10 protein-coding genes and 1 other annotated feature are annotated in these 12,180 nt (G+C 47.2%); of the genes, 9 read left to right on the top strand and 1 reads right to left on the bottom strand.

The window, feature by feature from the left end:
• The first annotated feature begins 2 nt into the window (after positions 1–2).
• The 3 genes from hemL (at position 3) to ysxE (ending at position 4,004) form a co-directional block, all read left to right on the top strand.
• Positions 3–1,292 (top strand): glutamate-1-semialdehyde 2,1-aminomutase, encoded by a 1,290-nt coding sequence (gene hemL / locus BAMF_RS33695; RefSeq protein WP_013353072.1) that lies wholly within the window; start codon positions 3–5, stop codon positions 1,290–1,292.
• A 132-nt stretch (positions 1,293–1,424) separates the two neighbouring features.
• Complete coding sequence (locus BAMF_RS33690) at positions 1,425–2,948, top strand: LysM peptidoglycan-binding domain-containing protein (RefSeq protein WP_013353071.1); 1,524 nt, start codon at positions 1,425–1,427, stop codon at positions 2,946–2,948.
• 33 nt (positions 2,949–2,981) lie between these two features.
• Positions 2,982–4,004, top strand: a complete 1,023-nt coding sequence (gene ysxE / locus BAMF_RS33685; RefSeq protein ID WP_013353070.1) for a spore coat protein YsxE — start codon at positions 2,982–2,984, stop codon at positions 4,002–4,004.
• A 14-nt stretch (positions 4,005–4,018) separates the two neighbouring features.
• Here ysxE and BAMF_RS33680 read toward each other — a convergent pair whose 3' ends face one another.
• Positions 4,019–4,210: a hypothetical protein gene (locus tag BAMF_RS33680; protein WP_013353069.1), complete on the bottom strand. Its 192-nt coding sequence runs from the start codon at positions 4,208–4,210 to the stop codon at positions 4,019–4,021.
• A 170-nt stretch (positions 4,211–4,380) separates the two neighbouring features.
• Positions 4,381–4,602 (top strand) — a binding site (T-box leader).
• 58 nt (positions 4,603–4,660) lie between these two features.
• Between BAMF_RS33680 and BAMF_RS33675 the strand changes: the two genes are divergently transcribed.
• The 6 genes from BAMF_RS33675 (at position 4,661) to radC (ending at position 12,112) form a co-directional block, all read left to right on the top strand.
• Positions 4,661–7,303 carry a valine--tRNA ligase gene (locus tag BAMF_RS33675; protein WP_013353068.1) on the top strand — a complete coding sequence of 881 codons (2,643 nt, stop codon included), beginning with the start codon at positions 4,661–4,663 and terminating at the stop codon, positions 7,301–7,303.
• Between the two features lie 58 nt (positions 7,304–7,361).
• Complete coding sequence (locus BAMF_RS33670) at positions 7,362–8,654, top strand: bifunctional folylpolyglutamate synthase/dihydrofolate synthase (RefSeq protein ID WP_013353067.1); 1,293 nt, start codon at positions 7,362–7,364, stop codon at positions 8,652–8,654.
• A gap of 139 nt (positions 8,655–8,793) precedes the next feature.
• Positions 8,794–9,546: a prepilin peptidase gene (locus tag BAMF_RS33665; protein WP_013353066.1), complete on the top strand. Its 753-nt coding sequence runs from the start codon at positions 8,794–8,796 to the stop codon at positions 9,544–9,546.
• Between the two features lie 126 nt (positions 9,547–9,672).
• Positions 9,673–10,674, top strand: coding sequence for an SPOR domain-containing protein (locus tag BAMF_RS33660; protein WP_013353065.1), 1,002 nt, complete (start codon positions 9,673–9,675; stop codon positions 10,672–10,674).
• A gap of 141 nt (positions 10,675–10,815) precedes the next feature.
• The gene (locus BAMF_RS33655; protein ID WP_013353064.1) at positions 10,816–11,385 is read left to right on the top strand and encodes a Maf family protein; all 570 of its coding nucleotides are present in this window, start codon (positions 10,816–10,818) and stop codon (positions 11,383–11,385) included.
• A 31-nt stretch (positions 11,386–11,416) separates the two neighbouring features.
• Positions 11,417–12,112 carry a RadC family protein gene (radC, locus tag BAMF_RS33650; RefSeq protein ID WP_013353063.1) on the top strand — a complete coding sequence of 232 codons (696 nt, stop codon included), beginning with the start codon at positions 11,417–11,419 and terminating at the stop codon, positions 12,110–12,112.
• Positions 12,113–12,180 lie beyond the last annotated feature (68 nt).

Genomic DNA, 12,180 nt, shown 5'->3' with positions numbered 1-12,180 from the left:
AGATGAGAAACTATGAAAAATCAAAATCCGCTTTTAAAGAAGCACAGAAACTGATGCCGGGCGGAGTGAACAGCCCGGTGCGCGCATTTAAATCAGTTGATATGGACCCGATTTTTATGCAGCGCGGCAAAGGATCGAAAATTTTTGATATTGACGGCAATGAATATATCGACTATGTGCTGAGCTGGGGTCCGCTCATTTTGGGCCACACCAACGACCGCGTCGTTGAAAGCCTGAAAAAGGTCGCGGAAAACGGAACAAGTTTCGGAGCTTCTACTGAAGTGGAAAACGAACTGGCCAAATTGGTCATTGACCGTGTGCCGTCTGTTGAAATCGTACGGATGGTCAGCTCCGGAACAGAGGCGACAATGAGCGCTCTTCGTCTGGCAAGAGGATATACCGGCCGCAATAAAATTTTGAAATTCGAAGGGTGTTATCACGGCCACGGTGATTCGCTGCTGATCAAAGCGGGATCCGGGGTGGCGACACTCGGCCTTCCTGACAGCCCGGGTGTGCCTGAAGGAATCGCGATGAATACGATTACCGTTCCGTATAACGACTTGGAAAGCGTTGCACTCGCATTCCGTGAGTACGGTGAAGATATCGCCGGGGTCATTGTTGAGCCGGTAGCCGGCAATATGGGCGTTGTTCCGCCGCAGGAAGGCTTTTTGCAAGGGCTTCGTGACATCACGGAACAAAATGGCGCGCTGTTAATTTTTGATGAAGTCATGACCGGTTTTCGCGTGGACTATAACTGTGCGCAAGGATATTTCGGCGTGACGCCTGACTTAACGTGTCTCGGCAAAGTCATCGGCGGCGGTCTTCCTGTCGGTGCGTATGGCGGCAAAGCCGAAATCATGGAACGAATCGCTCCGAGCGGTCCGATCTATCAGGCGGGAACATTGTCGGGAAATCCGCTTGCCATGACAGCGGGACTTGAGACGTTACAGCAGCTCACACCTGAATCTTACCAAGAATTTGTGAAAAAAGGCGATATGCTTGAAGAAGGCATTTCCAAAGCCGCTGAAGCACATGGCATTCCGCACACGTTTAACCGTGCGGGCTCAATGATCGGATTCTTTTTCACAAATGAGCCTGTCATTAACTATGAAACAGCTAAATCATCTGATTTAAAGCTGTTCGCCAAATATTATAAAGGGATGGCTGACGCAGGCGTATTTCTTCCGCCGTCTCAATTTGAAGGATTGTTTCTCTCCACTGCGCATACAATGGAGGATATTGAAAAAACCATTCAAGCCGCTGAGAAAGTGTTCCAGACTATCAGCCGCTGATACCGAAAAGCCGATGCAAGCAAGTCTTGTATCGGCTTTTTTCAATGCCTCCTTTATCATATTTATCCGGATTGCGGCATACACCTTTAGTGACATCTAATTGTATGGATTAGATGAAAGGAGGATATGAACTTGCCGCATAATCACCGGTTGCAATTTTCTGTTGAAGAATCAATCTGTTTCCAAAAAGGACAGGAAGTTTCTGAATTACTTTCGATTTCATTAGACCCTGATATCAGGGTGCAGGAAGTAAATGATTATGTCTCAATTAAAGGATCATTAGAACTTACTGGCGAGTACAACATAGATCACAGCAGTCATTTCGAAGAGCTTGATAGAGAGCTGAGACATGTAGAGGAAGTGAGGGCAAGGGAGGATGGCACTGCAGAGCTCCTTCATTGTTTCCCGGTAGACATCACGATTCCGAAAAATAAAGTGAGCCACCTCAATGATGTTTTCGTTTTTATTGATGCCTTTGATTATCAGTTGACGGATTCAAGAATCTTAACCATTCAGGCTGATTTGGCAATTGAAGGACTGCTTGAGGAAACCGAGCCAAAAGAGCCGGAAATCCCTCTGTATGTGGCGCCTGAATTTTCCAGAGAAGAAATGATCAATCTTGCTGAACATCGTTCCGAGGAAGAAAATGAACCAGAATTAATGATACGTCAGATTCCTGAAGAGCCGCTGAGTGTATCGGAAGAAGAAGCAATACAAGAAACCGTGGAGAATGAGGAAGAGACTCCGCCTATACTCAGGCAGGAAGAGGAAGAAGAAAAAGAGGAGGATGAGGAAACCGCCCCTGTTCTGAGGCTGGAAGAGGTGCCGGAACCTGTTTCAATTACTGAGCCTCCTCCTCCCGCTGCCGTCCAAGACGAAGAAGAGCCGGAAGAAGCTGAGGAGCCTGCAATCATGTCGGCTGAAAGGAATGAGCCTGTATCTGAGGATGATGCAGCGGAAGTGCTGGAAGAGCCAAAGGATGATGTTGAACCGGTTTCCCCTGCTTTTACTCTGACCCCGCATGCAGAAAAAACAGAGGTTGAGGAACAGCCCGCCCTTGAAATAGAAGAGCAGCCAGAGGCCGAACCGCTTCTCCGTCAGAGTGATCAAGAGGAGACAGAAGACGAAGAGGAGCCTGCGGTTTTTGAAGAAGAACAGGAGCCCGCTTATCGCGAGTTCGTTCCGGAACCGCGGGAAGAGGAATTTTACAGCGCTCCTAAGTTTCTTGAGGAAGAAACCCAGGCTGATGAAGGGTTTGAAATTGAGGTAAGGAAGATGGCGCAGCCGGAGGAGGAAACCGGGGAACCTCTTGATTTGTCTTTTCAGTTTTCCAAACTGCCGCCTGAAGAACCGGCGGCATCTGAACGGCCTGAGCCGCTTAAGTCCGAAAGAGAGAATGAAGAACCGGCACCGAAAACGGATCAGAAGGAAAATGACAACTCTCATTATTTGACAAAATTATTTACAAGAGAAGAAGAAAAGTTTTCGAGAATGAAAATTTGCATTGTACAGCAGCAAGATACAATCGATCGGGTGTGCGAACGATATGACATCACATCCCAGCAGCTTATCAGAACGAATTCTTTATCGTTTGATGACGAGCTTGAAGAAGGTCAGCTTCTGTATATACCTGAATATAATAACAGCCATGCGTAAGCACAAAGAGGCCGTAAAAATGTGGTGAATGGAATGGAAGCAGTCCAATCAGTGCTTCAGGAATACGGGCTGGCGGCTGAGTATATTGAGCCTGTCAGCCCGCATGTATGGAAAGTCTACTCAAACCACGGCATTTTTGCTTTGAAACAGCTCAAGCCGGCCCGCAGCAATGATTTTACGGATCATATGATTGAGATTGAGGAGAAAGGCTACCGTTCATTTGTTCCGATCTACCGCACGCATGCAGGCGATTTTTTTGCCGGAAGCCAGACGGAGGATTCTTATTATTTAATGCCTTGGCTTCAGTACGATCAGGAAGAAGAACTGGATCAAAAGCATGTTTACCTTTTTAAAGAGGTTGCGAAGCTCCACTCCGCGACCGTGCGGGACATCCAAATCAGTACTGAAGATATCAGCGGCTTTTATGAAGTAACGAAAAGAGATTGGGAAAATGATAAGCTCGTCTATGAACAATTTGCCGACCGGGCGGAAAAAGAGTGGTACCTTTCTCCTTTTGAACTGCAGGCCGTTACGTATCTTACAGAAACGGTGTCCGCCGTCAATTTTGCTCTGGAGCGTCTGGAGGAGTGGTTCGAAGCGGCAAAGGATCTTGATAAGACGAGAGCGGTGATCAATCACGGCAGCTTATCGAGCCGCCATTTTCTATATAATGACGTGGGAGCGGGCTTTTTCACCAATTTCGAGAAAGCTGCGCTGGGCCCTCCGCAAAATGATCTGCTCGGCTTTTATTCCAGATTGTTCAGAAGCTATCCGAAAGCGTGTCCGGAGTGTCTTGACTGGTTTTATACGTATCATAAATCATTTCCGCTCCGTGAAGCGGAAATCAGCCTGTTTCTCAGCTATATGGCTTATCCGTCCGGCATGTACAAAGTGCTGAAACGGTATCAGACCGCTCAAAGGGGCTCTGAAAAAGAAGAGTGCTCGCAATTATTAAGGGCGTTTTGGCAGATGAAAAATGTTGAACCATTTCTCATGAAGGTGTATCAGATTGAGCAGGAGAAAAAAATAAAGGCGGAAAACGAGTCCTCTTCATAACGGGACTCGTTTTTTTATATCCATTCCAAATGCAGGGCGCACGCTAAAAACAGCAGGATGGCAAGCAGAAGGACATCAAAAGTCGTCGGAAAGAAAATCGTCCTGATTCCCTGAAAGATCGTAATCGGTATAATGACTTGCGCGGATACAAGGCGGACCTGTCTGGCCCACTGGGGGAGCGAATAAGAATTGAATCTTTTTTTCACGGCAATTCCTCCTCACATTCGCCTTTCTTTGTATCGTATGTGCGGAAAAGGGCGGGGTGCATGCCCATTTATGTATGACGGCAGCGGTTTTTGGAAAAGATGATTGACGAATCAAAAACACTTTTACTATAATAAAGAACATAATAAATAAGATCATGAGCTGATAGAATACACCTGCTTTGAACGGGAAGAGTACAAGAAAGACGCATGAAGAGAGAGAAGCTACTGTGCTGAAAGGCTTCTTATGCCGTCTCATTGGAAGGTCGCCCGGGAGCATAATTTCTTGAACATACAGTAGAGAAATTCGGGCCGCACCCGTTATCCGTTTAAGTGCATGAACAGATCTGTTCATGAAAAAAGGTGGTACCGCGAAAGAGCTTTTCGTCCTTTATCAGGATGAAGGCTCTTTTTTAGTTGCTCAGCCATTTCTAAACATGCTGGAGGGTTATTATGGATACAAACGAACAAACAATGCCGACAAAATATGATCCGTCTGCGATAGAAAAAGGCCGCTATGATTTTTGGCTGAAAGGAAAATATTTCGAAGCGGGCGGCGATCAAACGAAACAGCCGTATTCTGTCGTCATTCCGCCGCCGAACGTGACGGGCAGGCTTCACCTCGGTCATGCGTGGGATACGACGCTGCAAGATATCGTTACGCGTATGAAACGCATGCAGGGCTATGACGTGCTCTGGCTTCCGGGGATGGACCATGCCGGCATCGCCACTCAGGCAAAAGTCGAAGCGAAACTCCGCGAACAGGGCACGAGCCGCTATGACCTTGGACGCGAAAAATTTCTTGAAGAAACATGGAAGTGGAAGGAAGAGTATGCTGATTTCATTCGCAGCCAATGGGCCAAAATGGGACTTGGACTCGATTATTCGCGCGAACGTTTCACTCTTGATGAAGGGCTGAACAAAGCCGTGCGTGAAGTATTCGTCAAATTGTACGAAAAAGGCTTGATTTACAGAGGCGAATATATCATCAACTGGGACCCTGCCACAAAAACGGCTTTATCCGATATTGAAGTGATTTACAAAGACGTACAGGGCGCGTTTTATCATTTGCGCTATCCGTTAGCAGACGGTTCAGGCTCAATTGAAATCGCGACCACCCGTCCGGAAACGATGCTTGGCGACACGGCTGTCGCGGTTCATCCTGAAGATGAGCGCTACAAGCACTTGATCGGTAAAACGGTGATTCTGCCGATTACAAACCGCGAAATTCCGATCGTCGGCGATGATTATGTTGATATGGAATTCGGATCTGGAGCCGTTAAAATCACGCCAGCCCATGACCCGAATGATTTTGAACTCGGAAACCGACACAATTTAGAGCGGATTCTTGTCATGAATGAAGACGGAACAATGAATGAAAAAGCGCTCGAATATAACGGCATGGACCGGTTTGAATGCCGCAAAAAACTCGTCAAAGATCTCCAGGAGACAGGCGTTCTCTTTAAAATCGAAGACCATATGCATTCTGTCGGCCACAGTGAGAGAAGCGGCGCCGTTGTTGAGCCGTACCTGTCCACACAATGGTTTGTCAAAATGCAGCCGCTGGCAGATGCGGCGGTTGACCTTCAGTCAAAAGAAGAGAAAGTTCACTTTGTTCCTGACCGTTTCGAGAAAACGTATCTCCACTGGATGGAAAACATCCGTGATTGGTGTATTTCCCGTCAGCTGTGGTGGGGCCACCGCATCCCGGCTTGGTATCATAAAGAAACCAAAGAAGTGTATGTCGGCCTTGAGGCGCCTGAAGACAGCGAAAATTGGGAACAGGATTCAGACGTGCTTGATACATGGTTCAGCTCCGCGCTTTGGCCGTTTTCTACAATGGGCTGGCCTGATGAAAACGCTGAAGACTTTAAGCGGTATTACTCAACCGATGTTCTTGTGACAGGGTATGACATCATCTTCTTCTGGGTATCCCGGATGATTTTCCAAGGTCTTGAGTTTACCGGTGAGCGCCCGTTCAAAGACGTGCTGATTCACGGCTTAATCCGTGACGAGCAGGGCAGAAAAATGAGTAAATCCCTTGGGAACGGTGTTGATCCGATGGATGTCATCGACAAGTACGGAGCGGATTCCCTCCGCTATTTCCTGGCAACCGGAAGTTCACCGGGGCAGGATCTCCGTTTCAGCTATGAAAAAGTGGAATCTACATGGAATTTCGCAAATAAAATTTGGAACGCCTCCCGTTTTGCCTTAATGAACATGGACGGCATGACGTATGACGAGCTTGATCTGTCCGGTGAGAAATCAGTTGCTGATAAGTGGATTCTCACAAGACTGAATGAAACGATTGAAGATGTAACCCAGCTTGCGGACCGTTATGAATTCGGAGAAGTCGGACGCCACCTGTATAACTTTATCTGGGACGATGTGTGCGACTGGTATATTGAAATGGCGAAGCTTCCGCTGTACGGTGAAGATGAAGCGGCGAAGAAAACAACCCGCTCTGTCCTGGCGTACGTGCTTGACCAAACGATGCGCCTTCTTCACCCGTTTATGCCGTTCTTAACGGAGGAAATTTGGCAGCACCTTCCTCATGAAGGCGAGTCAATCACGATCAGCTCTTGGCCGGTTCCGGTGCCGGAACATACGGATCAAGAGGCGGCTGCTGATATGAAACTGCTTGTTGAATTAATCCGTTCTGTCCGCAATATCCGGAGCGAAGTCAACACCCCGATGAGCAAGCAGGTTGAGCTTTACATTAAAACATCTACGGAAGACATTGCCGGCCGCCTTGAGAAGAACCGTTCTTACGTTGAGCGTTTCACGAATCCGAGCACGCTGAAAATCGGGACGGATATCACTGCGGCAGACAAAGCGATGACAGCAGTCGTTACCGGAGCGGAAGTCATTCTGCCGCTTGAAGGGCTGATTAACATTGATGAGGAAATCGCCCGTCTGCAAAAAGAATTCGACAAGCTGACAAAAGAAGTCGAACGCGTTCAGAAAAAACTCGGCAACGAAGGATTCATTAAAAAAGCTCCTGAGCATGTCATTGAAGAAGAACGCGCAAAAGAGAAAGACTACACGGCGAAACGCGAAGCTGTCCGGCAGCGGATTGCAGAGCTGAAAGGCTGATAAACCAGCGGGGCGGTTTCCTAAGAAACCGCCTTGTCGTATAAAAGAGGGGATTTCATTGTTTAAGACGTACAAAGAAGCGATCAGCTGGATTCACGGCAGACTCAAGTTCGGCGTTAAGCCGGGCCTTCTCCGTATGGAAAGGCTGATGGAAAAATTGGAACACCCGGAAAAGAACATCCGCGCCATTCATGTGGCGGGCACAAACGGTAAAGGATCAACCGTCTCTTTTATCCGATCCGTGCTTCAGGAAGCCGGTTATACGGTCGGCACATTCACATCTCCTTACATCATTACGTTCAATGAGCGTATCAGCGTTAACGGCACGCCGATTTCTGATGAGGAATGGAGAGCGCTCGTTAATGAAATAAAACCGATAGTCGATGAGCTCGATAAGACCGATGCCGGAACGGTGACAGAATTTGAAATCATTACAGCGTGTGCATTTTTATATTTTGCGAAGCGGGATGATATCGATTTTGTCATTTTTGAAGCGGGGCTGGGCGGCACATTTGATTCAACCAATATAGTGAAACCGCTCTTGTCGGTCATTACAAGTATCGGGCATGATCATATGGCGATTTTAGGCAATACCATCGAGGAGATCGCCGGGCAGAAAGCCGGTATTATCAAAAAAGCCATTCCTGTCATAACGGGCGTCAATCAGCCGGAAGCACTCGGCGTTATTGAAGCGGAAGCCGAAAAGAAGCAGGCTCCGTGCCAGCCGCTATATAAAACGTGCAGACTTTTTAATGAAGCGGCGCTTCCGTACGGTGAAAGCTTTTCGCTGGAAACGGAAACGAACTGCTATGATAACATTCAAACGTCGCTGATCGGCATTCATCAGAGGCAGAATGCGGCATTGGCGATATTGGCCGCTGAATGGCTGAATCGCCTGACAGTCGCCGCCATTTCTGAAGAAGCATTGCGAAACGGTCTGAAAAAGGCTTCGTGGCCGGGCCGATTTGAACGGCTTCAAAGCCGCCCTTTAGTATTTGCAGACGGTGCGCATAACGAAGAGGGCGTTGAAACGCTGACAGAAACGATCAGGCAGCGCTTTGCTGATAAAAACATCCATGTCGTATTCAGCGCATTAAAAGACAAACCGTATCAGGAAATGATTAAAAAGCTTGAAACCGAAGCAGACTCCATTCATTTTGTATCATTTGATTTTCCGCGTGCTTCAAGCGCAAAAGACCTTTACAATGCAAGCAGTCTTGCGAACAAAAGCTTCGATGAAAACCCGGACAGTGTGACAGAATGGATTAAGCAAAAAGACGGAACGGATGATGTCATCATCATTACCGGATCCTTATATTTTATTTCAGAAATGAGAAAGCGGCTTATCTGACAGCTCTTCGGATACCCGGCAAACCATTTTACGGTTTTGCCGGGTGTTTTTATGAGGAAAATATAGTTTCAGCCATTTCAGGCATGATGTTTTTCTATGCTACAATCTGAGCCAGATTGATAGAAAAGGTGTGGTCTGAGTGCTTTTGATTCTGTTTTTGCTCGGTTTGATTTTCGGTTCTTTTTTTTATACAGCAGCGTGCCGTATCCCGCTTCGGATCTCGGTTATTTCGCCGCGCTCATCCTGTTCCTTTTGCGGCCTGCCGCTCTCCTGGGGTGAGCTGGTGCCCGTCGTTTCTTATGTCCTGCAAAAAGGGAGATGCAGAAACTGCCGTGGGAAGCTGTCGATTATGTATCCGGCGGCGGAATGCTGGACGGCATGTTTATTTACGGCTGCCGGTATTCATTTCGGTTTCTCAAGAGAACTGTTAGTCGCGCTGTTATTTCTGTCTCTATTAATGATTGTTACCGTGACAGATCTGCAATATATGCTGATTCCTGACAAGGTTCTGCTGTTTTTTCTGCCGCTTCTCATCGTCGGCCGTATTTTTTCTCCGCTGGATTCATGGTATGCGGGGTTTGCCGGAGCCGTTTGCGGATTTTTTCTGCTTATTTTTATTATGTTTGTCAGTAAAGGAGGCATCGGTGCAGGTGATGTGAAACTGTTTGGGGTCATCGGCCTTGCGCTCGGCGTGAAGCTCGTACTCATTGCATTCTTTCTTTCCGTTATAATCGGAGCCGTATACGGGATGTGCGCCGCAGCGGGCGGCAGGCTTGGTAAAAAGCAGCCTTTCCCGTTTGCGCCCGCCATCGCGGCCGGGAGCGCTGTGAGTTATTTATACGGTGAAGAACTGTTTTCGTTTTACATCAAACTCGCTTCCGGAGGAGCTTGAAAAATTTGGCGAACGTTTTTTGGACAAGACGACAAAAGTCTTGTTCTTTTTTTTTTCGCCTATGCTAAAGTGTGAACCATGATCAGTTCAAGGTACGGCCAAGACGAATGCAAGGGGGAAGAGACGTTGAAAAAAAGGAAGAGCAAAAAGAACAGCAAAGCCAAAAACAATGCCCTTAAAGTAACGATTAACGGAAAAGAAGAAACGATGTATGGACAAGAAGATGTGAATGAAGGCGGGGAGAAAACCGTCACATTTTCAAATTGGGAAGAAACAAAGAAGGCGGAGCAGGAGATCGCAGCTTCCCATGAAGATCCGAAGGAAGAAGATTTCAATTGGGATGATGAGAAGAATCAGGAGGTATTTGAAGATGACCCGAAAGTCGTCCCGCCATATCAAAAGAAAAACACAGGCCCTCATTTTCCGAAAAAGAAGCAGCCGTCTTCTCCCGTAAAAAAAGCGGTCACGACAATTGCCGTTGCGGCTGTTTTAGGCACCGGGCTCGGCCTCGTCGCCTTAAATATGTCGGGAAGTAAAGAAGCCGCTGCTCCAGCTTCCGCCGACAAAGGTTCACAAGGGCAGACGGTGAAAGCGGGAGATGTATCAAAAGACAAGCAAGAAACAAGCGCCACAGGAAATGCGGAAGAGTCAGAGGGAAACTATAAAACATATGCGGTGCAGGCCGGTAAATTTTCATCAGAAAAAGGAGCGCAAACGCTCGTTGACCAGCTGACTGAAAAAGGTTACTCGGCCGTCTCTCTGGCAAAAGAAGACGGATACACATACGTGATCGCCGGTCTTGCAGCGGAAAAAAGCTTATCACAGCAATTGGGTCAGGCGCTGATAGACCATGATTTTGAGGCATGGGGCGGAAAAGAGCTCAGCTTTGCGGTCGATTCAGGCTTGGAAGACTCTTTTAAACTAGCATCTGAGCTCTCGGCCAAAGCAATTACCGGCAAAGATATTTCAAAATCAGATGTGGCTGAAGCAGCCAAAGCGGCAGACGGCGCAGCCGCCGCTGACAAAAAGCAGAAAGAGGCCGTCCTTCAAGCGCTGAAAGAACTGGAAACGTCCGGTTCCGAATCCGGCTGGAAAGCCCAGAAAGAGCTTTTAAGCATTGTAAAATAATATTTCTTTCTCCCGTCATGCGGCGGGATTTTTTATTTTGTCATCAAAAAGTTATTTTTCTGAAATTGTGGTTGTCCGCTTGATTTGGTAGGATAGACGAGTATCTTTTTTTCTTAAGCAAACCCTGAAAGGATGACAATCATGACAAAACGCTTAATACTCGCATCACAATCTCCGCGAAGAAAAGAACTCCTTAATCTTCTTCAGATTCCTTACAGCATTATTGCGAGCCGCACAGATGAAAAATTAAATCGAAACCTTTCGCCGGAAGAAAACGTCCAATGTTTGGCCGAGCAAAAAGCCGGTGCTGTATTGGCCGAAAATCCCGATGCAGTCGTTATCGGGGCTGACACGATGGTGTGCATAGACGGTGAATGCCTCGGCAAACCGCGTGACAGAGAAGAAGCGGCACACATGCTGCGGAGGCTTTCCGGCCGAAGCCATCAAGTCATTACGGCGGTCAGCATTCAGACGCATGACCGGAAAGAAACGTTCTGTGACAAGACGGAAGTGACATTTTGGCCGCTCAGTGAAGACGAAATACAGCTCTACATTGAAACAAAAGAACCGATGGATAAAGCAGGTGCATACGGCATCCAAGGAAAAGGCGCGCTTTTAGTGAAAAAAATAGACGGTGATTTCTATTCTGTCGTCGGGCTGCCTGTCGCTAAAACAATGAGAGCCCTGAAAGAATTTAATATAAAAGCTTGATGTTCAAACCGGGAAGGGGAACAAGGAGGGGTTGATCATCCGTGATCTGCCGTTAAAATTAAGAGATTTCCCCGAAAAAGAAAAACCGAGAGAGCGGCTTCTGCATTGCGGGGCCGAACATCTTTCTAACAATGAATTGCTCGCCATTCTGCTGAGGACGGGAACGAAACATGAGTCCGTCATGAATCTCTCTCACCGGCTGCTGCGGACGTTTGACGGGCTGCGCCTGTTAAAAGGCGCTTCTGCCCAGGAGCTTTCCAGCATCCCCGGAATCGGCACGGTGAAAGCCGTTCAGATCCTTGCTGCAATTGAGCTGGGGAGCCGTATTCATAAGACATCCGCCGGAGAGCATTGCGTCATCCGTTCTCCCGAAGACGGGGCGAAGTATGTGATGGAGGATATGCGCTTTTTATCCCAAGAGCATTTTGTCTGTTTATATTTAAATACCAAAAATCAAGTCATTCATAAACGCACCATTTTTATCGGAAGTCTGAATTCATCTATTGTCCACCCGCGGGAGGTGTTTAAAGAAGCTTTCAAACGATCCGCCGCGTCCTTCATTTGCGTTCACAATCATCCTTCAGGAGATCCCACACCGAGCAGGGAAGATATAGAAGTAACTAGACGGCTTTTTGAGTGCGGAAATTTAATCGGCATCGAGTTGCTGGATCATTTGGTCATTGGTGACAAAAAATTTGTGAGTTTAAAGGAAAAAGGATATTTGTAACACTTTTTTTTTCGTTGATTTAAGATATAATAGATTTTATGAGTTTTTCCCTTTAGGGTATTTTTGCT

The organism is Bacillus amyloliquefaciens DSM 7 = ATCC 23350, assembly GCF_000196735.1.
In the GTDB taxonomy this organism is placed as follows: domain Bacteria; phylum Bacillota; class Bacilli; order Bacillales; family Bacillaceae; genus Bacillus; species Bacillus amyloliquefaciens.
This window is presented reverse-complemented; position numbering and strand designations above follow the sequence as displayed.

Coding starts and splice junctions, on each gene's coding strand:
- hemL (WP_013353072.1), top strand. CDS start 3: ATGAGAAACTATGAAAAATCAAAATCCGCTTTTAAAGAAGCACAGAAA.
- ysxE (WP_013353070.1), top strand. CDS start 2,982: ATGGAAGCAGTCCAATCAGTGCTTCAGGAATACGGGCTGGCGGCTGAG.
- BAMF_RS33675 (WP_013353068.1), top strand. CDS start 4,661: ATGGATACAAACGAACAAACAATGCCGACAAAATATGATCCGTCTGCG.
- BAMF_RS33655 (WP_013353064.1), top strand. CDS start 10,816: ATGACAAAACGCTTAATACTCGCATCACAATCTCCGCGAAGAAAAGAA.